The following is a 25125-nucleotide window of genomic DNA, read 5'->3' as shown; positions in this document are numbered from 1 at the left end:
AAGCAGGCATCCTGTTCGGCGGGTCACTGGCGCAAATCTGCACCATGGGTGAATTTGTACCATAGCTGAGATCAGGGAGTCAAGAAAAAATTCCTATCCTGAAAAGCCACCGGGACCAAAGCTGTCGGCACCATCGAGCCGGCAGCCACCCTTGTCAACTTGGGCTTGGCGAGTATGGGCGACGCGTGACATCGCGACACGGCCGGTTTCGTGGACAGGAAAACGGCCTTCTGCTAATCGGTTGAGTTGTCCCACGCCACGGAGAGACACATGCCCAGCAAGACCGAAAAACTTCTGTCGCTCCTGAACGGCCAGCCCGTCATCCCGGTGCTGAAGATCTCCGATGTCGCCAATGCCGTGCCGCTGGCCCGCGCTCTGGCGCGCGGCGGCCTGCCTGCGATCGAGATCACGCTGAGGACCGCCGACGCGCTGGAAGCGATCCGGCGGGTCGCTGGTGAAGTCGAGGAAGCCATCGTCGGCGCCGGCACCATTCTCGATGCCAGGCAGTTCGAAGAGGCGGCTGCCGCGGGCTCGCGCTTCATCGTCAGCCCCGGCATCACCCGCGAGCTTCTGTCGGCAGCCGCCGCCAGCGATGTTCCGCTGCTGCCCGGTGCGATCACCCCCGGCGAGATCATGGCCGCGCGCGAAGCCGGCTTGCGCTTTCTGAAATTCTTCCCGGCCGAGCAGTCGGGCGGCATCGCTTCGCTGAAGGCCTTCGCCTCGCCGCTCGCCGATGTGAAATTCTGCCCGACCGGCGGCATCTCGGCCAAGAACGCGGCTGACTATCTCAGTCTGCCCAACGTGGTCTGCGTCGGCGGTTCCTGGGTGGCGCCCGACGACCTCGTCAAGGCCGGCAAATGGGACGAGATCGAAGCCTTGGCGCGCGCGGCGAGCAAGCTCACAAAATAAGGCTTTCATGGCGGCATGGAAAAACCCGGCCGACTTGCGTCGACCGGGTTTCCGCCGGATGTTTTTTCCAGGCCTGCCTTGGCCGGATCAGTTGCAGACCCTGACTTCCCTGACCACCCTATGATGATGCTTCCAGGTCGTGACAACCTTGGTCCGGCAGTGCTTCTTCATGTGCATGTGATCGTGGGTTTTGACGACAATGGTTTCGGCCTGCGTAGGGGCGATGGCCGCCGAAGCGGTTGCCAACGCGATGACCGATGCCAGTAGAATCTTCTTCATGGGTATCCCCGGTTTGAACGAACGGGGGAGAAACCGCTGACGGCCCAAGGCGTTCCACGATCACGGCAATGTCAGGCCGGTGTGATCGGAAGCCGGCGGGCCGCGCGACCGGATCCGGCCACGCAGCAAAAAGCCGCGCTGGTTGCCCGGCGCGGCTTTGTCGGTTGATTTGCCGTCATTTGGTCTGGAAGCGAGCTACCGACATGAACTTGACGGCGTTGCCGGTGAAGCGATTGGCATCGGCCACCTGGCTGCTCGGCTGGAAGCCAGCGGTGTAGACCTCGCTCGGCGGCGTGTGCACGATGCTGTAGGCGTAACCCGGCGCCGTCGTCGCGCTTGAAACGGTGGCGACCTGCTCGCCGCTGGTCAAGGCCCAACGGGCGGCCTGCGGTGCGGCTGCAACCACCATGGCCTTGGGGCTTGGCTTCAGGTCGCGGGCGGTGGCTCTCGATTCCTTGCGCGTCGTCTTGACGCCGGCGCCGATCGCGGCGGCCGGATCGGAACCGACTGGGCGGGCCACGACAGCATCGCGCGGCGATGCGGTGTTGGTGCCCGGATCGTTGAACGCCGAACGCGGCTCGGACCCGGACAAGGAAGCAAGCTGGTAATCGGCCGCACCGACCTGGGCATTGGCCTCGTCGAGCACGGCCTTGACCGCGTCCGGCCTGGCCATCTCGGGCCGCGCCGTCGGCAGCACCGAGAACGCATCGGTCGCGGTCTTGCCTTGGTCGGCCGTCTCCGCCAGCGCCATCAGCACATCCTTGCTGGGCGGCGCAGCCAGAGCGGCTGGCAGCGAATTGTCGGGACGCCATGTCGGCAACGGTATGTTGTTGACCGCGACCTGGGTCGCATCAGCCGAAGCCGTTGCATCGGCCATGCCGAAAGGAACGCTCGCCGGCGCATGCGCGGTCGCCACGGCCTGCTCGGTGGTGGCTGTCGCCTCCGCCATCGCGAAGGGAACATTCTCAGGCTGCTGCGCGCCGACATCGGCTTTCGGCCGCGGTGCGAAATCCGGCAGCGGAATGCTTCGGGCCGGCAATGCCGCGATGATCGTCTCCGGCGTGTCCTGTTCAGGCTCCGGAGCCTGCTGTTCGGTCACCTGCGGAATCTCGGCGCGCCGCGCATTCTCCGGCGCCACGATGGCGATGCCCGGGAGGTTGCTGGTCTTGGCCGCCGCTGCCGGCTTCAGGTTTCTCGCCTTGGGCGGGGGGGCGGCCGAAGCGGTCTCGACATCGGCGCTGTCGTCGGCCTCGTCGTCGCCGCCGCCACCGAAGAAAGCCGACAGGAATCCACCCGATTTCTTGCTGCTGCCGCCGGCACTGGCCATCTCGATGGCCGGCGAGCCCGATCCCTTGCGCGCCTTGTAGGAGGCGAGCGCCTGCTCAAAACCGGGCAGCGGCCTGCCGTCGCTCGGCACATGCAGCGTCTTGCCATTGGGGAACAGGGAGACCAGTTCCTGGCGGCTGATACCGGGCCAATGGCGCACATTGCCGACATCCATGTGGACGAACGGCGAACCGGATGACGGATAGTAGCCGACGCCGCCGCCCTGCATCTTGAGGCCGATGTTGCGCAGCTTTTTCAGCGGCACGCCGGGAATATAGAAATCCATCGCCTTGCCGAGCATGTGCTGGCTCTTCTCGGCCACGCCCCTGCTGCGGCTGCGCAGCATCGAGTTCGTCGACGGCGAGCGATAGCCGCACACGACCTGGATGTAGTCCGTGGCACCTGCTTCCCGATACGCCTCCCAGACGAGATCCAGCAGGCGCGGATCCATCTTGGTTGGCTCGTTGCGACGCCAGTCGCGCAAAATGATGTTGATCTTCCGGAGACCTTCGGGGACGTAGCGGCCGTTGCGCTTGTAGACGATCTCGGCCTTCTCATGGGTGTGGAGATGATACAGCTTCAGCGACCGTGTTTCGGCGCTGGCTCCGCTCGCAGCCGCGGCAACAAAACCAAAAGCGACAACCAACACTGCCAGCCACTTCGGCCAGACGCTCAAATGATGGTGCCGCCTGTTTGTGTGTCGTTCGATTCTGTTCAAATCAAAAGGCCTTGCAGGCTGCCGTTTGTCCCCGGATTTGTCCAAACGGATGTGGCATTAGCACACCCGAATATCGATCCTAATGGTTAATCATCGCTTATTGAAGCCGAAATGCGGTAACACCGTGGCGATATCCCGTCAAAAATTGTTCACAAGGTTTCTTGGTAAACCGCTGGTTTAGATCGGATTTTCGCCTTCGCCCCAAACACGATCTGTTACCGTTAGCCTTAATGCGTGAACAGAGCTGTCCACGGGACAGCCACAATGCCGCCGAAACGGCGATACAAGGCCCGTTGTGGCATTGCAAGCTGGCGCCGGCCTTGTGGCAAAGCCGGAAGCCGGGCCAAAGCTCAGCCCGGCATCGCCCTTAAGAGGCTAGTCGATCGACGCGGCCTGTCTCCGGATCGATGCCGTGTTCCTTGAGCTTGCGATAGAGCGTCGAGCGGCCGATGCCGAGTCGGCGGGCGACTTCGCTCATCTGTCCGTTGTAGTGATCGATGGCAAGCTTGATCATCTCGAGTTCGACATCGGCAAGTGCCCGCACATTGCCGCGCTCGTCGAGCGCCCGCAACGTGCCGAAGCGAGGCTGCAGCCTTGCCGGCGGATCGAACGCGATTGCCGGGCCGCCCTCGCCGGGCAAGGCTTCGTCATCGCGCGCCTGCAAAGGCAAGGACGGCGACGGCGCGTCGCCATCCATATCGAGGTTGACGGTGCCTTCCACTTGCGCCCGGATCTGCGGGAAGTCCTCCGCGGTTAACATATCGCCTTCGCAAAGCACCGAGGCGCGAAAGACGGCGTTTTCGAGCTGCCGGATGTTTCCGGGCCAGTCATAGGCCTGCAGCACCGCGAGCGCTGCCACCGAAATACGTTGCAGGCGACGGTGCGGGTCGGCCGGCGCGACCTTCTCCATGAAATGGGTGACCAGATACGGGATGTCGTCGCGGCGGTCGCGCAGCGGCGGCACGAAGATCGGATAGACGTTCAGCCGGTAGAACAGATCCTCGCGGAACTTGCCGTCCTTGACCTGCTGCAGGAGGTTGCGGTGCGTCGCCGAAATCAGCCTGATGTCGACCCTGACGGTCGAGCGCCCACCGACCGGGTCGACCTCGCCGTCCTGGACCGCGCGCAACAGCTTGACCTGCACGTCGAGCGGCAGGTCGCCGATCTCGTCGAGAAACAGCGTGCCCGAATGCGCTTCGACGAACTTGCCGGTGTGCTTGTCGGTGGCCCCGGTGAACGAGCCCTTCTCGTGACCGAACAGGATCGATTCGACCAGATTGTCTGGAATGGCGCCGCAATTGACGGTGACGAAGGGCTTCGTGCGGCGGTCGCCACTGCCCTGGATGGCACGCGCCACCAGTTCCTTGCCGACGCCGGACTCGCCCTCGATCAGGATCGGAATGTTGGATGCCGCCGCTTTCTGGCCAAGGCGGATCACCCTGTCCATGGCCGGGCTGTGCGTGATCATGTCCTTGAAGGTCAGGAGGCCGCCGCGCCGGCGCGATGTGCGCTTGACCTCGCCCTCGACGGCCTCGACCTTGAGCGCATTGCCGATCGACGCCTGCAGCCTGTCGGGAGACGCCGGCTTGACGACGAAATCGAAGGCGCCATGACGCATCGCCGAAACCACGGTCTCGATTCCGCCCTGCGCGGTTTGCACGATCGCCGGCACGTTGATGTCGCGCTCGCGCATTGCCTTCAGCACGCCGATACCGTCGAGACCGGGCATGACCAGATCGAGGATGACCACCGACACCTCGCGGGCGCCGGGTCCATCGAGGATGTCGAGAGCGGCCGCGCCGCCGTCGACGACGATTGCGCTGTAGCCGAACCGCGTCACCGCCGCTTCGAGCAGCCGGCGTTGCACCGGATCGTCATCGACTATGAGTATGGAACCTGTCATGACTGGTGTGACTGCCCGCCCGAGGAATTCTGCCCTGTGGACCATCTTGGCACAGGGTTCTAAATAAGGTTTCAAAAAACCCGGTGAATGAATTCCTTAGGATTTGACCGGCTTCTCGTTTCTCCTTGAACCTTGGCCACGGAAGGTGTCGGCAATGCATAGGGATTCTGGGCACATGGTTTCCGCACGGCGGCTGGCGGCGCCGGCGTCGGGTCAAGGCGCGGCCGAGCTGGGCGACTTGCCGGAATGGAACCTTGCCGACCTCTATGCCGGCATGGACGCGCCGGAGCTGAAGCGCGACATCGCCAAGGCCGCCACCGATGCCACCAGTTTCGAGAGCCGCTGGAAGGGTACGCTGGCCGCCGAAGCCGAGCGCGGCGGCGCCGGCAGGTTGGGCGAGGCGCTTGTCGCCTACGAGGCGCTGGAGGAACTGATCGGCCGCATCGTCTCCTATGCGGGACTGGTTTATGCCGGAAACACCGCCGATCCCCAGCGCGCCAAGCTCTATGGCGACATCCAGGAGAAGATGACCGACGCCAGCGCGCACCTTCTGTTCTTCGCGCTCGAACTCAACCTGATCGACGATGCGTCGATCGAAGGCGCGCTCGCCGGCGATCCCGCCTTCGGCCACTATCGGCCATGGGTGCTCGATCTGCGCAAGGACAAGCCTTACCAGCTCGAGGACCGCGTCGAGCAGCTCTTCCACGAAAAGTCGATCACCGGACGCGGCGCCTGGAACCGCCTGTTCGACGAAACGATGACCGACCTTCGCTTCCACATCGACGGCGAGGAACTGACGTTGGAGCCGGCGCTGAACCGTCTGCAGGACGCCGACGGCGAGGTGCGCCGCCGGGCGTCCGAGGCGCTGGCCACGACCTTCCGCAAGAACTTGCGCACCTTCACGCTGATCACCAACACGCTGGCCAAGGACAAGGAGATATCCGACCGCTGGCGTGGCTTCGAGGACATCGCCGATTCACGCCATCTGGCCAACCGCGTCGAGCGCAGTGTGGTGGACGCCTTGGCCTCCGCCGTTCGCGATGCCTATCCGCGCCTCTCGCACCGCTACTACGCGATGAAGGCACGCTGGCTGGGCATGGAGGTGATGAACCATTGGGACCGCAACGCGCCGTTGCCGGATACGCCCCAGGCGATCATCGGCTGGGACGAGGCCAGGAACACCGTGCTGTCCGCCTATCAGCGCTTTTCGCCCGACATGGCCGAGATCGCGCGAACCTTCTTCGACCGCAACTGGATCGACGCGCCGGTGCGGCCCGGCAAGTCGCCTGGCGCCTTCGCGCATCCGACCGTACCGTCGGCGCATCCCTATGTCCTGCTCAACTATATGGGCAAGCCGCGCGATGTGATGACGCTGGCGCACGAGCTTGGCCATGGCGTGCATCAGGTGCTGGCCGGCGGCCAGGGTGCGCTGATGGCCTCGACGCCGCTGACGCTGGCCGAGACGGCATCGGTCTTCGGCGAGATGCTGACCTTCCGCTCGCTGCTCGACCAGACCACCGACCGGCGCGAGCGCAAGGCCATGCTCGCCCAGAAGGTCGAGGACATGATCAACACGGTCGTGCGCCAGATCGCCTTCTATGAATTCGAGCGCAAGGTGCATGCCGAACGCAAGAACGGCGAACTGACCTCCGACAGGCTCGGTCAGTTCTGGCTCGAAGTGCAGGCCGAAAGTCTGGGTCCCGCCATCAAGCTGCGCGAAGGCTATGAGGTGTTCTGGACCTACATCCCGCACTTCATCCATTCGCCCTTTTATGTCTATGCCTATGCTTTCGGCGACTGCCTGGTGAACTCGCTCTACGCGGTCTACCAGAACGCCGAGCGCGGCTTTCAGGACAAGTATTTCGAAATGCTGCGCGCCGGCGGCACCAAACATCATTCCGAGCTTCTGGCGCCCTTCGGGCTCGACGCCACCGATCCCGCCTTCTGGCAGATCGGACTTGGCGTCATCGGTGGCCTGATCGACGAGCTGGAAGCGCTCGACACTTGAAATGCGCCCCCAGGCGTCGCTCTAACAGTTTAGCCGGAATGCATGTTGGGACAGCTCTACTATCGCCCTAAATATCTGTTCTTGAAGTACTCTCCACCGAAGTTTTCCGATAGCTTTCCACAAGCTCTATGATAGCCTTCGCTCCAAGCTCAGCCGGAGCGCATGCGGATCGGCGAGGAGAAATCTCAGCCGGCCGTGGCGCTCAGGCGAACGCGACAACGGCCGTTGGCCATGGGCAAGCAAAGCCGATCGCCGACAGCTCGAACCGAAGCCGGCTGTTCTGCTTACCGCGGAACCACCAAGAGTAGTCCTTCGCCGAAGATCATGACCCACGGCAGACGGATCTGACTGGAGAGAGACAATGGGCACTTTTTTCTACGTGGTCCTGGCGTTCCTGATAGGCGTATTGGTCGGCTGGTTCCTTTGGGGGCGCCTGCGCGGTGAACTCGACAGCTTGCGCGGCGATCTCGACCGTACACGCAGCGAACGCGACAGGCTGCGCACCGACAGCGACCGCCTGACCGGCGAACTCGATGCATGCGGCAAGACCCGCGCCGACCTTGAGCGCCGGCTGCGCGAAGCGTCGGCCGCACCTGCCGCCGGAAGCAGCGCGGCAAAACCGGCAAGCCAGGCGCCGGCGGCCCTGATGTCGACCCCCGCGACGGCCAAATCCGCCACCACAAAGCCCGCGACGGCCAAACCGGCCGCTGCGAAAGCGGTCTCTGCCAAGGCGGTCCCTGCCAAGCCGGCGGCGAAACCCGCCGCCACCAAAACCTCGGCTCCAGCCAAATCCGCAACGAGCAAGCCTGCAACAGTCAAGCCTGCAACAGCCAAGCCAGCATCCGGAAAGCCCGACAATCTGCGTCGGCTGATCGGTATCGGTCCGGTCAATGAGAAACTGCTCAAGGCACAAGGCGTCACCAGCTTCGCCCAGATCGCGTCCTGGACAGCGGCCGATATCAAACGGATCGAAGACGTCATGAATTTCGATGGCCGCATCGCGCGCGAACGCTGGATCGAGCAGGCCAAGCTGCTCGCCGCCGGCAACGAGAAGGAATTCGCCAAGCAGTTTCCAACAGCCGGAACCTCCAGCAACAGCTGATCGCCAGGCACGACCTGAAGATTGCAAGCGGCGGCGCCATATCGGCGTCGCCGTTTGCTCTTGGTTCCTGAGTTGGCCCAAAGGTCGGCTTTAAGAGGCAGCGTGCCGTTCCCTCGATTGCGCGCGGGCGGCACCCCATATAGAGCGGTTGATGGCTTCATTGACCGCAGCATTCGGTGCCCATGTCCCTGCCCGCCGCAATTTTTCGCAATGACAAAAGCGCGCGCCAGCTCGTTTTCGACCGGCCGGCCGATATCATCGTGGCGCACGACGCAGGCGATTTCGGGCCGGCTCTGGAAGCAGCACAAGCCGCGCATGATGCAGGCAAATGGCTTGCCGGCTATTTCTCGTATGAGGCGGGCTACTTGCTCGAACCCAAGCTCGTTCCCCTGCTGCCGAATGGACGCCGCGCCCCACTCGTGTGCCTTGGGGTTTTCGATGCCCCGGTCGAAGAGGCGGTGCCGCCGCGCAATACGGCGGCGACCAATGGCCCGATCTTCGACGCCCGTGCGACGTGGTCGCCCGAGGATTATGAAAAACGCTTCTCGCGGCTGCACCAGCACATCCGGCAAGGTGATTGCTACCAGGGCAATCTGACCTTTCCCGTGCACGCGCAATGGTCAGGCGAGCCGCTGGCCGCCTTCGATGCGTTGACTGAACGTCAGCCGGTGAAATATGGCGCGCTGATCGCGCTCGGTGAACCCATCGTGCTGTCGCGCTCGCCTGAACTGTTCTTCGAGATCGACGCCGAGGGCATGATCGAGACGCATCCGATGAAGGGAACGGCGCCGCGCGGCGCCACCAAAGCCGAGGACGAACGGCAGAAGATCTTCCTGCGCAATGACGAGAAAAACCAGGCCGAAAACCGGATGATCGTCGATCTCCTGCGCAACGATATCTCGCTGATCAGCGAGGTGGGCACGCTGGACGTGCCGGCGCTGTTCCGCATCGAGACTTACCCGACCGTGCATCAGATGGTGAGCGACGTCAGGGCCAAACTGCTGCCGGGTCTCTCTATCCGCCAGATCTTCGCGGCGCTGTTTCCTTGCGGTTCGATCACCGGCGCGCCTAAGATCCGTGCCATGGAGATCCTGCGCGACCTGGAAGGCACGCCCCGCGATGCCTATTGCGGCGCCACAGGCTGGATCGCGCCCGGCGGCCCGATGCGCTTTTCCGTGGCGATCCGCACCATCTCGCTCTTTTCGGGCGGCGAGGCCGTCTACAATGTCGGAGGCGGCGTCGTCTTCGATTCGACGGCGCAGGAGGAGTATCAGGAGTGTCTGCTGAAAGCGCGCTTCGCGACGGGAACACCGCCGACTTTCAGTTGATCGAGACCATGCGCTGGGAACCCGGCTCGGGCTTCCTGCGCTTCGATCGTCATCTTGCGCGCCTCTATGGCTCGGCGGCGGAACTCGGCTTCCGCTGTGATCCAGGCACGGTCGGCGAGGCGCTGAGCAGCGCGGTCGGCGGTTCCGGCGTTGCCATGCGCACGCGCCTCGTCCTGTCGCACGATGGCGAGGTGACGGCCTCTGCGCAGCCTTATGAACCGCTCGCCGCCGACAAGGTCTGGATGCTGCGGCTGGCGCGGACGAGGCTCGATTCGAACGACACGCTGCTGCGCCACAAGACCAGCCGGCGACAGCTTTACACGCGTGCCCGTGCCGAACACCTCATCACGCAGGCCGACGAGGTGCTTATGGCCAACGAGCGTGGCGAGATCTGTGAAGGCACGATCACCAATGTCTTTGCCGATCTCGGCGACGGCGTGCTGGCGACGCCCCGGCTCGATTGCGGCCTGCTGCCTGGCGTATTGCGCGCGCAGCTTCTGGATGAAGGCCGCGCCCGCGAAGCGATCTACAGCTTGGACGATCTGAAATCCGCCAAGTCCCTGTTCGTCGGCAATTCGCTGCGCGGACTGATCCCCGCAAGACTGACCTGAGACATGACGTCCGTGCCCACTCACACACCCCCAAAACATACGCTGCCCACCCACACGCCCTATGACGGCTCGTCGAAACTGTTCAGCATCGGGCTGAAGCCGCTCGACCCGGCGGCCTGGATCGAGGTCGACGGCCATCTGCTGCCGTATCTCGCCGAAAAGCACCGGCTCTATGCCGAAATCCCCGAGCGCGTTTTCGTCGAGGAAGACGGCACGCGGGACGCCCAGCAGGAAGTGCTCGACTTGCTCGCCGCGCATCTCCCGGAGAGGTTCCCCGAAACCCATCGGCTCGGCGGATCAGGCGTCGAGGTGGCGGGCGCGGCGAGCCGTCTGCCTGCTTCCCTCGCCGATGCGCCGCTGGCCAAAGCCTCACTGCTCGTCCAGGAAGACCTGATCCTGATGCGCAGCAGTGACAGCGGCTGGCGGCTGGTCGCCGGCTCGCTCTGCTTTCCCTCCTCCTGGTCGCTCCTGGAAAAGTTCGGCAAGCCGCTGCAGGACATCCACGCGCCGGTGCCGGGTTTCGGCCCGGGCACGCGTCCGGCGGAACTCATAAACCGGATGTTCGATGGCCTTCAGGGGCAGGCCGTCGAGCGCTACAACTGGTCGATCCAGGCCGACAACGCGCTCTACCATCCGCTCTCCGACCTGCAGCGCATCGACCGCGCCACCAACCGGCCGTCGCGCTTTCCCGATGGCGACATCGACGCCCGTGCCTTCATTCGCGTCGAGCGGCAAACCCTACGCAAACTGCCTGTTTCACGCGATATCCTGTTCACCATCCGCATCCATCTCGATCCGCTCGCCGTGCTGGCCAGGCACCCTGATCGGGCGAAGCTCGCGGTGTCTTTCGCCGCCCAGCTCGAAGCACTCGATCTCGCCCAGCTCGACTACAAGGGCCTGACATCGGACCGTGATCGGCTGATGACGGTCCTTAACCACATGGCCAATGACGACTGATCGCTGGTTGGCGCTTTTCGCTGGTTTGTGACAATGATCTGTGATGTAGCGCATGGCCGCCGGGCAAAGATGCCCGGTTTTGTGTGCGCGTTTTCCCAGTTTCCTGGGCTTTGAAGGAGTGCTCGATAAAATGGCGAATGAAAACTGGCCCGTTTACGGTGAGATCAGCGGCCCTGTCGTGATGATCGGCTTCGGCTCGATCGGCCGGGGAACGCTGCCGCTGATCGAACGCCATTTCAAGTTCGACAAGTCGCGCATGACGGTTATCGATCCGCGCGACACCGACCGCAAGCTGCTCGACGAGCGCGGCATCACCTTCGTCCAGGAAGCGGTGACCGAGAAGAACTACAAGAAGCTCCTGACCCCGCTTCTGACCAATGGCGGCGGCCAGGGCTTTTGCATCAACCTGTCGGTTGATACCGGCTCGGTGGACCTGATGCGGCTCTGCCGCAAGCTCGGCGTGCTCTACATCGACACCGTCGTCGAGCCGTGGCTCGGCTTCTATTTCGACGCCAAGGCCGATAACGCCAGCCGCACCAATTACGCGCTGCGCGAGTCGCTGCTCAAGGAAAAGCACGACAAGCCCGGCGGCGCCACGGCGGTCTCCACCTGCGGCGCCAATCCAGGCATGGTCTCGTGGTTCGTCAAGCAGGCGTTGGTCAATCTCGCCACCGATCTTGGCCTGGAGTTCTCGGAGCCCGCGCAGGACGACCGCGAGGGCTGGGCCAAGCTGATGAAGAAGGCCGGCGTCAAGGGCATCCACATCGCCGAACGCGACACCCAGCGCACCAAGAAGCCGAAACCGATGGATGTGTTCTGGAACACATGGTCGGTCGAAGGCTTCATCTCCGAGGGCCTGCAGCCCGCGGAACTTGGCTGGGGCACACACGAGACATGGATGCCGAAGAACGCCAAGAAGCACAAGCACGGCTCGAAGGCAGCCATCTACCTGGAGCAGCCGGGCGCCAACACGCGCGTGCGCTCGTGGTGCCCGACGCCCGGCGCGCAATACGGCCTGCTGGTGACGCATAACGAGGCGATCTCTATCGCCGATTTCTTCACCGTGCGTTCGAAGAAGGGCAAGGTGCATTACCGCCCGACCTGCCACTATGCCTATCATCCCTGCAACGACGCGATGCTGTCGCTTGACGAGATGTTCGGCGCCGCCGGCAAGCCTCAGCCGGTGCATCATGTGCTCGACGAGAACGAGTTGATCGACGGCGTCGACGAACTCGGCGTGCTGCTCTACGGCCACGACAAGAATGCCTACTGGTACGGCTCGCAGCTGTCGCTCGCCGAGGCGCGCAAGCTGGCCCCCTACCAGAACGCCACCGGCATGCAGGTCACCTCGGCGGTGCTCTCGGGCATGGTCTGGGCGCTGGAGAATCCCGAGGCCGGCATCGTCGAAGCCGACGAGATGGACTACAGGCGGTGCCTGGAAGTGCAGTCCCAGTATCTCGGACCGGTCAAGGGCTACTACTCCGACTGGACGCCGCTCGATAACCGTCCCGGCCTGTTCCCGGAAGACCTCGACCGGAACGACCCGTGGCAGTTCCGCAACATCCTTGTGCGATAGCAGCACCGCCCACCTGCCTCACTGCCTTGCAATCGCCCGGAAATCGGGCGATTGAAGGGATGCGGACCATAGCGATACGTATTCATCTGGACGCACGTCGCTCTGGAAACTTGGATGCACGCCTCGTGCTTGTCGAAAATCGATTTCCGATTTTTGGGCCGATGCGGAGAGGAGAGGATTTTCACATGATCATTGCGCGCAAAATTCTTTCGATGAGCGCGGCGGGTGCCATTGCGGCGATGCTCGCCGCCTGTGCGACCAGCGGCCCCGATCAACCGCCGATGGCAGCGGCGCCGAAAGGCGTCGAGGGCTCGTGGATCGACGCCAAGGGCACCGGCCTGTCGACCTTCACCGGCGGCACCTTCACGACGGTAGCCACCGACACCGGCCAGAAGCTTGCCGACGGCAGCTACACGATGACCGGCGCCACATCGGTGCAGATCAACGGCACCTCGCTGATCCGCCAGACCGCGGTCAGCTTCAACTGCCTGATGGTGTCGACAAGCCAGCTCAACTGCACGAGCTCCAGCGGTCAGAATTTCGTGCTGACAAGGCGCGTCTGAACCCACGACCATTCGTTTTCCAAGGACGGCGGCCGGTTGGCCGCCGTCCTTTTTTGTGCCGGCAAAGGGTCCCGGATTCCGCTTGCGTCATCCGGAACGCGATGGGAACATGGCCAAAGCGCCGGCTGTTATGTTCCAGTCAAGCAAGAGCGCTAATGGCCTCTGATCAGCTTTCCGGGAGACGAAGATGAAGAAGCTTGCCGCCATTGCAGCCCTGTCAGCCTCAACCCTCGGCCTGTCGGCCGGCGCGTCCTTTGCCGACTACACGCTGAACATCCTGCATATCAACGACTGGCACAGCCGCATCGAAGGCAACAACAAATATGAATCGACCTGCTCGGCGGACGAGGAGACCAAGGGCGAGTGCATCGGCGGCGCGGGCCGGCTGATCACCGCGATCGCCCAGGAACGCAAGAAGCTGGAAGGCCAGAACGTGCTGCTGCTCAGCGCCGGCGACAATTTCCAGGGCTCGCTGTTCTACACAACCTATAAGGGCAAGGTCGAAGGCGAATTCCTCAACGACATGAAGTTCGATGCCATGGCCCTCGGCAACCATGAATTCGACGACGGCGAGGCCGCCTTGGCGCCGTTCCTCGACATGATCAAGTTCCCCGTGCTCGGCGCCAATGTGAAGGCCAACGCGCAATCCAAGCTCGGCGACCGCGTCAAGCCATCTGTTGTCGTCGAGGTCGGCAGCCAGAAGATCGGCATCATCGGCGCGATCACCAACGACACGCCGGACCTCGCTTCGCCGGGTCCCAACGTCGCCATCGAGGACGACGTCAAGTCGATCACTGCCGAAGTCGAGAAGCTCAAAGGCGAAGGCGTCAACAAGATCATCGCCGTGACCCATATCGGCCACAAGCGCGAACGCGACGTCATCGCCAAGATCCCGGGCGTCGATGTCGTCGTCGGCGGCCACAGCCATTCCCTGCTGTCGAACACCGACCCGAAGGCGGAAGGCCCCTACCCGACGATGGTCGACAATCCGGACGGCTACAAGGTGCCGGTGGTGCAGGCGGCCTCCTATTCGAAATATCTCGGCGAGTTCAAGGTGGTGTTCGACGACAATGGCGTCGTCAAATCGGCCAGCGGCGACCCGATCTATCTCGACAAGTCGATCACCCCCGACCCGGCCGTGCTCGCCCGCATCAAGGAGCTTGGGGCGCCGATCGAGGCGTTGAAGAACAAGGAAGTGGCCGAAACCACCGACGTCATCGACGGCAGTCGCGAGAGCTGCCGCACCCGCGAATGCGCGATGGGCAATCTCGTCTCCGACGCCATCCTCGACCGCGTCAAGGGACAGGGCGTCGAGATCGTCATCTCCAATGGCGGCGGCCTGCGCGCCTCGATCGACAAGGGCACCGTCACCATGGGCGAGGTGCTGACCGTGCTGCCCTTCCAGAACACGCTGGCGACCTTCCAGATTTCGGGCAAGGATCTGGTGGCCGGCCTCGAGGGCGGTCTCAGTCAGGTCGAGGACGGCGCCGGGCGCTTCCCCCAGGTCGCCGGCCTGAAATATTCCTTCGACAAATCCGTTGCGCCCAATGCCGGCCGGGTCAAATCGGTGGAGGTCATGGAAGGCGGTGCCTGGACGCCGATCAAGCCGGAGAAGGACTATCTGGTCGCCACCAACAACTATGTTCGCCAGGGCGGCGACGGCTACAAGGTCTTTGCCGACAAGGCCAGGAATGCCTACGACTACGGCCCCGGCCTCGAACAGGTGGTTGCCGACTATCTCGGCGCCCACCGGCCCTACACGCCGAAGCTCGACGGCCGCATCACCGAAATAGCCGCGACCGTCGCCGCGGCGCCTGCGGCCCCGGCAACCGATCCGGCCAAGCCAGCCGAAGCGGCACCGGCCACCCCGGCGCCCGCACCGGCTGAAGCCGCCAAGCCTGCCGAAGCGGCACCGGCAATGCCTGAATTGCCGGCCAACTCGGGCGATATCGCCAACACACCACCGGCCATATCGACGGAAGGAGCACCTCCCCCGCCAGCGCCACCAGCCGCGCTGGCACCGGCCGAGCCGGCAAAACCTGCTGAGGCCGCGCCAGCGGAAGCCAGCCATGTCATCGTTGCCGGCGACACCTATTGGGATCTGGCCAAGAAGGCCTATGGCGACGGCGCCATGTGGAAGGTCATATCGGGCGCCAACAAGGGCTACGAACCCCGCCGGCTTCCTGTCGGCGCAACGCTGACCATCCCGCCGAAATAGCTCGCTTATATGCCTGAATGACACCGCCCGTCCGAAAACCGGACGGGCGTCCTGTTTTCGGGCTAATGCATGTCGCCCAAAAGTGACCTCGGTTTTGGGAGAACGACATGCATAAAACAGAGACTTAAAGCGGGTCGTCTGAATCCATTCGGACAATCCGCTGTAAGGTGCGGCCAGACGCTGCATTGAATGCGCGCGCAAGATGGTTAGGTTCGCGTCTCCCGGAGAACCCTTATGACGCTTCCCACCCCCGCCGATCCCAAGGTTGCAAAAGCGCTCGGCCCGTTGCCCGCTGGGCATCCGCCGGTCAAGGCGGGCAAGATCGGCGTCATGCTGGTCAATCTGGGCACGCCCGATGGCACCGATTTCAAGCCGATGTGGCGGTATCTGCGTGAATTCCTGTCCGATCCGCGCGTCATCGAGCTCAACAGGGCGATCTGGTATCCGATCCTCTATGGACTTGTGCTCACCACGCGCCCCAAGAAGTCGGGCGCCAATTACGCCCGGATCTGGAACCGGGAAAAGAACGAGTCGCCGCTGCGCACCTACACCCGTGCCCAGGCCGAAAAGCTGGCCGAAGCGCTGCGCGACCTGCCTGATGTCGTCGTCGACTGGGCGATGCGCTATGGCAATCCTTCGACCGCCAGCATTGCCCAGCGTCTGGCCGACCAGGGCTGCGACCGCATTCTTTCGTTTCCGCTCTATCCGCAATATTCGGCGACGACCACGGCAACAGCCAACGACCAGCTGTTTCGCGCGCTGATGAAGATGCGCCGCGCGCCGGCCGTCCGCAGCGTGCCGCCCTACTATGACGAGCCGGTCTATATCGAGGCGCTGGCGCGTTCGATCGAACGGCATCTGGCGACGCTGGATTTCGAGCCGGAGGTGGTCATCACCTCCTATCACGGCATTCCAAAACCCTATTTCGAGAAGGGCGATCCCTATCATTGCCACTGCCAGAAGACGACGCGGCTGTTGCGCGAACGGCTCGGCTGGGATGACAGGAAACTGATCATCACCTTCCAGTCGCGCTTCGGCGCGCAGGAATGGCTGCAACCCTATACCGACAAGACGGTGGAGAAACTCGCACAGGACGGCGTCAAGTCGATCGCCGTCGTCAATCCCGGCTTTTCCGTCGACTGCATCGAGACGCTGGATGAGATCGGCCGCGAGGCGGCCGAAACCTTCCACCATGCCGGCGGCAAGAATTTCGCCCATATCCCTTGCCTCAACGACAGCGCGGAGGGGATGGCGGTGATCGAGGCGATGGTGCGGCGCGAACTGTCTGGCTGGGTCTAGGAGAAATTCCAGGAAAAGTGTGAAACGGTTTTCCCGGGAAAAGCGAATAGCGCTTTCCCTTGGGAATTTCGTCAACCGGAGTTAGAGCGGCTCGCCGCTCTAACTCCGGAACAACACAAGCTCCGGGGCGTTAAGGCGCGCCGCCGGAGAATGCGATGTCCCGCAAACTCGACCTCAGAACTGGCCAGCCCGTCTGGTCAGCCTATCGCGCGCCTGCGGTGCCGACGGACGGCTTGATCCGGGACGTCAAGGCAGATGTGCTGGTCGTCGGCATGGGCATCAGCGGCGCCATGATGGCCGAGGCGCTGACGGCCGATGGCCATCGGGTGATCTGTATCGACCGGCGCGGTCCGCTGAAGGGCTCGACGGCCGCAACCACCGCACTGGTGGCATTCGAAATAGACCAGCCTCTCTCCACGCTTTCGAAGATGATCGGCAGAGCCTCGGCGCAGCAGGCCTGGCGGCGCTCGCGGCTCGCCGTCTCCAATCTCGCCGGACGCATCGCCGAACTCGGCATCAACTGTGGCCTGAGCCGGGCGCCGTCGCTCTATCTGTCTGGCACGATACTTGGTCCGTCGGAACTGCGCGACGAGGCCAAGGCACGGCGGCTAGCCGGCATCGCCGCGACCTATCTGACGCCGGCGCCGCTGGCGGAGACATTCGGCATCGACCGCGAAGGCGCCATTCTCAGCCACGGCAACATCGCGCTCGACCCGCGTAAGCTGACGGCTGGGCTGCTGCTGAAATCCCTTCAGCGCAAGGCTCGCTTCTACGCCCCCGTCGAAGCGACAGTGATTGAGGATAGCGCCGAAGCTGTTGTCGTCGCGACCAGGGATGGCCCGACCATAACCGCGCGACATGTTGTTCTGGCCACCGGCTACGAACTTGTGGAGATCGTGCCGGCCGCGGCCCACCGGATCATCTCGACATGGGCGATCGCAACATGCCCGCAACCGCGAAAGCTCTGGCCGGACGCAGCGTTCATCTGGGAAGCGTCGGAGCCATATCTGTATATGCGCACGACGATCGACGGCCGGGTCATTTGCGGGGGCGAGGACGAGGATTTTGTCGACGAAGCGCGGCGCGACGAGCTGATCGCCGACAAGAGCACACGCATCGCCGAGAAGCTCGGCCTGGTATTTCCGCATCTCGACACCAGGCCCGATTTTGCCTGGACCGGTTCGTTCGGCACCACAACCACCGGCCTGCCCTATATCGGCGCCATTCCCCGCCACCCGCGCATCCATGCAGTGATGGGCTACGGCGGCAACGGCATCACCTTCTCGCAGATCGCTTCCGAGATTGTCCCGGCTTCGATCAACGGGCTGGAGGACACGGATGCAAGTTTGTTTGCCTTCAACCGCTGATCGCACCCGCAAACAATCCGTCATCACCTGATTGTAACGCATCTGAAACACACTTAAGTCTTTGGTGAAGTCGGCCGCGCGAGAATGGCTTGTGCGGCCTTCGTCTGAGGGAGAGCCAAATGGATTTCAGTGGTTTCGATATTGCGGTTGGTGCACTTGCCCTTCTGGTATTGGTGCTGCTGATCAAAGGCATCAGGACAATCCCGCAAGGCTACAACTATACGGTGGAGCGCTTTGGCCGTTACACCAAGACACTGAGCCCGGGTCTCAATTTCATTTACCCGTTCATCGACCGCATCGGCGCCAAGATGAACATGATGGAGCAGGTGCTCGACGTTCCAAGCCAGGAAATCATCACCCGCGACAACGCCATCGTCGGTGTCGACGGCATCGCCTTTTTCCAGATCCTCAACGCCGCTCAGGCCGCCTACCAGGTTTCCGGCCTGCAGAACGCCATCCTCAATTTGACGATGACCAACATCCGTACCGTCATGGGTTCGATGGATCTCGATGAACTCCTGTCGAACCGCGACGCCATCAACGAGCGCCTGCTGCGCGTCGTCGATGAAGCGGCCCACCCGTGGGGCATCAAGATCACCCGCGTCGAGATCAAGGACATCAACCCGCCGGCTAACCTCATCGAATCGATGGGCCGGCAGATGACCGCGGAACGCAACAAGCGCGCCCAGATCCTTGCCGCCGAAGGCCTCAAGCAGTCGCAGATCCTCGAGGCCGAAGGCCGCAAGGAAGCCGCCTTCCGCGATGCCGAGGCGCGCGAACGTTCGGCCGAGGCGGAGGCCCGCGCCACCCAGGTGGTGTCGGAAGCGATCTCCAAAGGCGATGTGCAGGCGCTGAACTACTTCGTCGCCCAGAAATACACCGAAGCGTTGGGCAAGATCGGCACCGCGACCAACAGCAAGATCGTGCTGATGCCCTTCGAGGCATCGTCGCTGATCGGTTCGCTCGGCGGCATTGGCGAGATCGCCAAGGAAGTCTTCCGCAGCGAAGGCACGACCGGCTCGCAGAGGCAGGCCGCGCGCCCGCCGGTCGTTCGCCCAACCGACAACTGAGGTCGAAACCAATGATCGACCGCATCGTTTCCGAACTCGGCCCGTGGAACTGGATGGTTCTCGGTTTCGTCCTGCTGGTGATGGAAATCATCGCGCCGGGTATCTTCATGCTGTGGATCGGCATCGCCGCGCTGATCATCGGCGCTGTGTCGCTGCTGATCTGGGACACCGGCTTCTGGACATGGCAGGTCCAGGTCCTCGCCTTCCTGGCGCTGTCGCTGGTCTCGGCCTATGTCGGCAAGAAGCTGGTCGGCAGCCGCAACGACCCGACCGATCAGCCGCTGCTCAACCGGCGCGGCGCGCAAATGGTCGGCAGGATGGCGACACTTGCCGAACCGATCCGTGACGGGCGCGGCCGCATCAAGCTGGGCGACACACTGTGGCGTGTCTCCGGCCCTGACCTGCCGGCCGGCACGCAAGTGCGCGTGACGGGTGCGGCCGATACGGATCTGGAACTGACCGTCGAAGCGGTCTGAACGTTCAGGCCGCGCCGATACGCAGCAGATCGTGCAGGTGGATGAGGCCGACTGGTTTCCGGCCCTCCACCACCATCAGGCTGGTGATGGCTGAATTGTTGATCGTCTGCAGCGCCGTTGCCACCAGCGTGTCCGGCGTCGCGGTCTTCGGACCTCTTGTCATCACCTGATCCACCGTCATCGCCAGCAGATTGCTGCCGATGTGACGGCGGATGTCCCCATCGGTGATGATGCCGACCAGCGCACCGTCGACATCGGTGATCGCGACGCAGCCAAACCCTTTGCGCGACAGTTCCAGGATCGCGTCCTGCATGCCGGTGCCCGCAACCACCAGCGGCAGCCTGTCGCCGACATGCATGATCTCGCGGATCTGCGTCAGGTTGGCGCCGAGCTGGCCGCCCGGGTGAAAGGTGCGGAAATGGTCCGGCGTGAAGCCGCGTGCTTCGAGCAGCGCGATCGCCAGCGCGTCGCCCATCACCAGTTGCAGCAGCGTCGATGTCGTTGGCGCCAGGCCATGCGGACAGGCCTCCGGAGCGCGCGGCAAAAGCAGCACCACGTCCGCCGCCCGCGCCAGCGCCGATGTCTCTCCGGCGGTGATGGCGATCAGCGGAATGGAAAAGCGCCTGGAATAGGCGACGATGCCCATCAGTTCCTTGCTTTCGCCCGACCACGACATGGCGATGATGGCGTCGTCCCTGGCGATCATGCCGAGATCGCCGTGGTTGGCTTCGGCGGGATGGACAAAGAAAGCCGGCGTGCCGGTCGAGGCCAGCGTCGCGGCGATCTTCGAACCGATATGGCCGCTTTTGCCGACGCCGGTGACGATGAGCCGGCCTTCAATCCCCGAGATCATCTCGACCGCCTGGGCGAAAGGCGCGGCCAGCCCATTCTCCAGCGCCTCGGCGAGGGCTGCGACACCAGCCTGTTCTGTCGCCACCGTCCTCAGCGCCGAAGCGATCGAGGCTTGCCTGTCCAAAGGCTTCTTATCCAGGGATCCCGCATGCATGGCTGATGCGATTAGCGCTTTGCCGGCGCGCTGTCCAACGGAAATGGCCCAGGCATATCGCCCGAACGTGTGCGGTGGTTTAGACGACGGCAGGCGAGAAAACGCACGCAGTATGAATCCCTTTGGAAATCAGCGCTTCAGGCAGCTGACGGGCCGCTGCCTCAACCCTCCGTTAACCATCCCCATTTACGGTTCGGTAAGTATGGCGCGCGTGCGCCGCGCAAGCAGTGGTGGCGATGTCCGGGGTCCAGCCAGAAAATTCGACGCGACGTGGGGGCAAGGCGGTCTGCGCCTTGCTGCTGGCAACCAGCATGTTTGCCTTGCTGCGCCCAACGGCGCTCCATGCCCAGGAAACCGAACTGCGCGGCGAAGTTTCGGAATCGGCGATCCTGTCCGACCAGCAGCGCAAGGCGAGACAGCTGGCCTTGGCAGCGCAGGGTCAACAGCCGGCCAACGCCGCGCAGGACAATGCGCCGGCCCGCACCTATCGGCCGGCCAGCGCCGGTGCCGTGCCTGACGACGCCGACACTGGCGACGCCACCGCGACCGGCAGCCTCTTTGACCCGCCGGCAGCCACTGACGACACGTCCGCCGACACGGCGGCGCCGCCCAAGCCTCGCCGCCGCTCATCGAGCGCCAGGCAGAATGCGGCTGACCAGGCCAAGGACAGGGCTGCCGACAAGTCGAAAAAGAAGAAGAAATCGACGGCCGACACCTCCGACATCACCGCTTCCACGACCGCCTCCACGCCGGACGCCACCGATGCTGCAGAGACCGATGCGGACACGGCCAACCGCCGCGCACTCACCATCGACAGCGCCGACAGGCAGAAGCTCGACCCAGGAGCGGAGCGTACGGACGCCATCGAAGGCCAGAAGAAGAAGCTGGAGGATGATCCGTTTGCCGCCACCGGCGTCAAATGGGGCTCCTTCGTCATCCGGCCGACGATCGAACAGGGCCTGACCGCCACCTCGAACGGCGATTCGAGCAGTGCAGGCAAGTCGGCGCTGCTGTCCGAGACCGCGCTGCGCTTTTCCGCCGCCTCCGACTGGCGCGAGAACTCCGCTACGATCGACGGCTATGGCCTTTTTCGTGAGACCGTCTCGGGTTACCCGGTTCACGACGAGCAAGGCCGCATCGAAGGCCAGCTCAATGTCGATCTCGACAATGAATTGCGCGCCATCGCCAAGCTCGGCTACGAGGCCGTGCCGGAATCGGCATCATCGCCTGATGCCATTGCCGGCGTCAGCAAGCAGCCGCTGCGGCAGACCATCGATGGCAGCCTGGCCGTCGAAAAGCATCTCGGCAAGATGCAGTACACGTTGACCGGCGCGGTCTCGCACGACTTCTACGGCGACGCCAAGCTCTCGGACGGCACCTCGCTATCGCAGAAGGATCAGGACTCGACGCTCTACACGGCGACGTTGCGCACCGGCTACGAGATCTCCCCTGCCCTGACCCCCTTCACCGAAATCGAGGTCGGCCGCCGGACCTATGATCAACGCATCGACAATGAAGGCTTCGAGCGCTCGTCGACGCGACTCGGCGCCCGCGCCGGCCTTGCACTCGACATGGGTGAGAAGCTGTCGGGCGAATTCTCGGCCGGCTGGCTCAGGGAAGCGATCGACGACAAAAACCTTGATGCGATCTCGGGTGCCACCGTCAACGCCGACCTCAAATGGTCACCCGAGCGCGGCACCATAATCGGCCTGACCGGGCGGACCACCGTCGAGCCCACGACCACATCGGGCGAGAGCGGCGACATCCTCTATTCCGGTCGCCTGACAGGCGAACGCCAGATTCGCGCCAACCTCACCGCCAACGCGGCTCTGGGTCTCGACTGGCGTGATTACATCGGCATCGACGGCCATGACAGGGTGTTGAGCGCCGAGGCCGGCCTGACCTGGTGGCTGAACCGCTACGCCGGCCTGACCACAAGAGTGAGGAGCGAGAAACTGACCAGCAACCTGCCGGGCCGGGACTACACCGCCAACAGCATCTTCCTCGGCGTCAAGGTGCAGCGCTGAACGGCCGCACCAACGACATCCGGCCGCTCGCTAGGATGTTTTAAAACGCAGCGCCACGGCGCTCTGACGGCTTCAGCTCGTCGAGAAGCGTGCGGATGACGCCCGCCATGTTCTCGTTCATGTCGCTGCGCCACAGCGCGAAGGCGACATTGGCCTCGACAAAACCCTCCGGCGATCCGCAGTCGAACGTGCGGCCTCGATAGTGGTAGCCGTAGAAAGGCTGCTGCTTTTCCAGCTTCAGCATGGCGTCGGTGAGCTGGATCTCGTTGCCGGCGCCTTTTTCCTGACCTTCTAGGATCTTGAAGATCTCCGGCTGCAGGATGTAGCGGCCGTTGATGTAGAGGTTGGACGGCGCGGTGCCGGCCTTCGGCTTTTCCACCATCTCGGTGATACGGAAGCCGTGATGCGTGTCCTCGCCGCGGCCGACGATGCCGTATTTGTGGGTTTCGGCGGGATCGCATTCCTGCACCGCGATGATGTTGTTGCCCGTCTCCTCGTAGAGCTCGACCATTGCCTTCGTGCAGCTCTTCTCCGACTGCATGATCATGTCGGGCAACAAAAGCGCGAAGGGCTCGTCGCCGACGAGCTCGCGGGCGCACCAGACGGCGTGGCCAAGTCCCATCGGCACCTGCTGGCGTGTGAAACTGGTCTGCCCCGGCGCCGGCTGCAGCCGCTGCAGGCGGGCGAGCTGGTCGTCCTTGCCGCGCTGGGCCAGCGTGTCATAGAGTTCGAACTGGATGTCGAAATGGTCCTCGATGACGGCCTTGTTGCGACCGGTGACGAAGATGAAATGCTCGATGCCGGCCTCGCGCGCCTCATCCACCACATACTGGATCACCGGCCGGTCGACGACGGTCAGCATTTCCTTGGGGACAGCCTTGGTGGCCGGAAGAAACCGTGTGCCGAGACCGGCGACCGGGAAGACTGCCTTGCGAACTCTCTTCATGCTTTCAATTATCCGTTTGAGGGCCAGCTCCGCAATCCCCGTTTCAAGACATTTTCACGCCGGAATTGGGGATTACTGGGAAACTGAGGGGAACGTCCACCGGTAAAGCTTCGAAGCGTCTTTTCGTTCCCGGTGGCACCTATGGTAAACTAATTCCTAACCTGGTTCGGCGATGAATGGTCTTTCCTGAGACAGAGAAGGAGGAAAAGATGTCCGTTCGCAATGCCGCAAAAATTTTTACCAGCGTCATGGTGGCAGCCAGCCTATCGCTCGCTCTGCTGATGCCTGGCCCCGCTTTCGCCGATGCCGGTTTCCGGCAATGGGTCGCCGGCTTCCGCGCCACCGCCGTGCAGAGCGGCGTTTCCGGCGCCCTCTACGACCAGGCCTTCAGGAACATCAGGGATATCGATCCCGTGGTGCTGGAAAAGGCGCGCACGCAGCCTGAATTCACGGCCCCTGCCTGGGACTATTTCGACAACCGCGTCCATGATCAGTCCGTCGCCGTCGGCCAGCAGATGGCCAGGAAATGGAAGCCGTGGCTGGATCGGATCGAGGCCAGGTTCGGCGTCGACCGTTACATCCTGCTGGCCATCTGGTCGATGGAATCGAATTATGGCGAGATCCTCAAGCGCGACGACATCATGCGCAACGTCGTGCGCTCGCTGGCGACCTTGGCCTACGCCGATCCGAAGCGGGCGAAATTCGCCCGCACACAGCTGATCGCCGCGCTGAAGATCCTGCAGACCGGCGACATCGACGAAAGCCATCTGAGCGGATCCTGGGCCGGCGCCATGGGCCACACCCAGTTCATCCCGACCAGCTATCTGCATTATGCCGTGGACATGGACGGCAATGGCAAGCGAGACATCTGGAATTCGATCCCCGATGCGCTGGCGACATCAGCCAATTTGTTGAAGAAGAATGGCTGGCAGGCCGGCAAGACCTGGGGCTATGAGGTCGCCTTGCCAGCCGGAAAACTTCCCGGCGGTTCCAAGACGCTGTCGCAGTGGCAGGCGCTCGGCGTCGCCAGGGCCAACGGCAAGCCGTTCAAGAACGGCTCCGACAAGGCGACGCTGAAGGTGCCGGACGGCCGCAGCGGGCCGGCCTTCCTGATGATCAAGAATTTCACGGTCATCAAGGCCTACAACAACGCCGACAAATATGCGCTGGCCGTCGGCCTTCTTGCCGACGAAATCGCCGGCTCGAGCGGTCTGGTGCAGGACTGGAAGCGGCCTTTCACCAAGCTTACTTTCGAGGAAAGACAGGAGCTGCAGAAGCGGCTTTCCCAGCATGGCCTTTACGACGGCAAGTTCGACGGCAAGATCGGCGACGGCTCGAAGACTGCCATCATGGCCTTCCAGGCCAAGGCCGGCTTGACCCAGGACGGCTATCCGAGCATGGAAGTGCTGAAGTGGCTCCGGCAGAAATAGAGCCGC

The 25125-nt window shown here is 63.3% G+C and carries 20 protein-coding genes; 15 read left to right on the top strand and 5 right to left on the bottom strand.

Annotated elements, in window-relative coordinates:
• The first annotated feature begins 270 nt into the window (after positions 1-270).
• Positions 271-909 carry a 2-dehydro-3-deoxy-phosphogluconate aldolase gene (locus AC0NIL_RS09890; protein WP_063173036.1) on the top strand — a complete coding sequence of 213 codons (639 nt, stop codon included), beginning with the start codon at positions 271-273 and terminating at the stop codon, positions 907-909.
• Positions 910-996: 87 nt separating this feature from the next.
• Here AC0NIL_RS09890 and AC0NIL_RS09885 read toward each other — a convergent pair whose 3' ends face one another.
• The 3 genes from AC0NIL_RS09885 to AC0NIL_RS09875 form a co-directional block, all read right to left on the bottom strand.
• Entirely contained in the window at positions 997-1188 is a 192-nt protein-coding gene (locus AC0NIL_RS09885; RefSeq protein WP_013529739.1) for a hypothetical protein, read from the bottom strand.
• A gap of 175 nt (positions 1189-1363) precedes the next feature.
• The gene (gene mepK, locus AC0NIL_RS09880; protein WP_473572519.1) at positions 1364-3190 is read right to left on the bottom strand and encodes a peptidoglycan L,D-endopeptidase MepK; all 1827 of its coding nucleotides are present in this window, start codon (positions 3188-3190) and stop codon (positions 1364-1366) included.
• 409 nt (positions 3191-3599) lie between these two features.
• Entirely contained in the window at positions 3600-5135 is a 1536-nt protein-coding gene (locus AC0NIL_RS09875; RefSeq protein WP_473572521.1) for a sigma-54-dependent transcriptional regulator, read from the bottom strand.
• A gap of 175 nt (positions 5136-5310) precedes the next feature.
• Here AC0NIL_RS09875 and AC0NIL_RS09870 point away from each other — a divergent pair, with 175 nt between their 5' ends.
• From AC0NIL_RS09870 to AC0NIL_RS09815, 12 genes are all read left to right on the top strand, one after another.
• A complete protein-coding gene (locus AC0NIL_RS09870) occupies positions 5311-7143 on the top strand; it encodes a M3 family oligoendopeptidase (RefSeq protein ID WP_063168941.1) in 1833 nt (610 codons plus the stop codon).
• 361 nt (positions 7144-7504) lie between these two features.
• On the top strand, positions 7505-8245 hold the full coding sequence (locus tag AC0NIL_RS09865) for a proton-conducting membrane transporter (protein WP_337123714.1): 741 nt from the start codon (positions 7505-7507) through the stop codon (positions 8243-8245).
• A 182-nt stretch (positions 8246-8427) separates the two neighbouring features.
• Positions 8428-9573, top strand: coding sequence for an aminodeoxychorismate synthase component I (locus AC0NIL_RS09860; RefSeq protein ID WP_473572523.1), 1146 nt, complete (start codon positions 8428-8430; stop codon positions 9571-9573).
• On the top strand, positions 9522-10184 hold the full coding sequence (locus tag AC0NIL_RS09855) for an aminotransferase class IV family protein (RefSeq protein WP_127368891.1): 663 nt from the start codon (positions 9522-9524) through the stop codon (positions 10182-10184). Before AC0NIL_RS09860 ends, AC0NIL_RS09855 begins: the two co-directional genes overlap by 52 nt.
• A gap of 3 nt (positions 10185-10187) precedes the next feature.
• Positions 10188-11141 carry a heme-dependent oxidative N-demethylase family protein gene (locus tag AC0NIL_RS09850; protein WP_473572525.1) on the top strand — a complete coding sequence of 318 codons (954 nt, stop codon included), beginning with the start codon at positions 10188-10190 and terminating at the stop codon, positions 11139-11141.
• A 130-nt stretch (positions 11142-11271) separates the two neighbouring features.
• Positions 11272-12717: a homospermidine synthase gene (locus tag AC0NIL_RS09845; protein WP_224675584.1), complete on the top strand. Its 1446-nt coding sequence runs from the start codon at positions 11272-11274 to the stop codon at positions 12715-12717.
• A gap of 185 nt (positions 12718-12902) precedes the next feature.
• Positions 12903-13280 (top strand): outer membrane lipoprotein Omp10, encoded by a 378-nt coding sequence (omp10, locus tag AC0NIL_RS09840; protein WP_473572527.1) that lies wholly within the window; start codon positions 12903-12905, stop codon positions 13278-13280.
• Positions 13281-13467: 187 nt separating this feature from the next.
• Positions 13468-15498: a 5'-nucleotidase C-terminal domain-containing protein gene (locus tag AC0NIL_RS09835; RefSeq protein ID WP_473572528.1), complete on the top strand. Its 2031-nt coding sequence runs from the start codon at positions 13468-13470 to the stop codon at positions 15496-15498.
• Between the two features lie 234 nt (positions 15499-15732).
• Positions 15733-16797 carry a ferrochelatase gene (gene hemH / locus AC0NIL_RS09830; RefSeq protein ID WP_013529728.1) on the top strand — a complete coding sequence of 355 codons (1065 nt, stop codon included), beginning with the start codon at positions 15733-15735 and terminating at the stop codon, positions 16795-16797.
• Between the two features lie 155 nt (positions 16798-16952).
• Positions 16953-18164 (top strand): NAD(P)/FAD-dependent oxidoreductase, encoded by a 1212-nt coding sequence (locus AC0NIL_RS09825; RefSeq protein WP_275954472.1) that lies wholly within the window; start codon positions 16953-16955, stop codon positions 18162-18164.
• 119 nt (positions 18165-18283) lie between these two features.
• Positions 18284-19234 (top strand): SPFH domain-containing protein, encoded by a 951-nt coding sequence (locus AC0NIL_RS09820; protein WP_013529726.1) that lies wholly within the window; start codon positions 18284-18286, stop codon positions 19232-19234.
• Positions 19235-19245: 11 nt separating this feature from the next.
• Positions 19246-19710 (top strand): NfeD family protein, encoded by a 465-nt coding sequence (locus tag AC0NIL_RS09815; RefSeq protein WP_013529725.1) that lies wholly within the window; start codon positions 19246-19248, stop codon positions 19708-19710.
• Positions 19711-19714: 4 nt separating this feature from the next.
• Here AC0NIL_RS09815 and AC0NIL_RS09810 read toward each other — a convergent pair whose 3' ends face one another.
• Entirely contained in the window at positions 19715-20716 is a 1002-nt protein-coding gene (locus AC0NIL_RS09810) for a KpsF/GutQ family sugar-phosphate isomerase (RefSeq protein WP_024502733.1), read from the bottom strand.
• A gap of 236 nt (positions 20717-20952) precedes the next feature.
• Here AC0NIL_RS09810 and AC0NIL_RS09805 point away from each other — a divergent pair, with 236 nt between their 5' ends.
• On the top strand, positions 20953-22743 hold the full coding sequence (locus tag AC0NIL_RS09805) for an outer membrane beta-barrel protein (protein ID WP_275954473.1): 1791 nt from the start codon (positions 20953-20955) through the stop codon (positions 22741-22743).
• Positions 22744-22783: 40 nt separating this feature from the next.
• On the opposite strand, the gene galU is transcribed toward AC0NIL_RS09805, so the two are convergent.
• On the bottom strand, positions 22784-23689 hold the full coding sequence (gene galU, locus AC0NIL_RS09800; protein ID WP_013529722.1) for a UTP--glucose-1-phosphate uridylyltransferase GalU: 906 nt from the start codon (positions 23687-23689) through the stop codon (positions 22784-22786).
• A gap of 209 nt (positions 23690-23898) precedes the next feature.
• Between galU and AC0NIL_RS09795 the strand changes: the two genes are divergently transcribed.
• Entirely contained in the window at positions 23899-25119 is a 1221-nt protein-coding gene (locus AC0NIL_RS09795; RefSeq protein WP_473572531.1) for a lytic murein transglycosylase, read from the top strand.
• Positions 25120-25125: the final 6 nt, after the last annotated feature.

The sequence above is a fragment of the Mesorhizobium sp. WSM1343 genome (genome assembly GCF_055901535.1).
The sequence above is the reverse complement of the archived record's forward strand: the minus strand, read 5'-3'. Positions and strand labels throughout refer to the sequence as shown.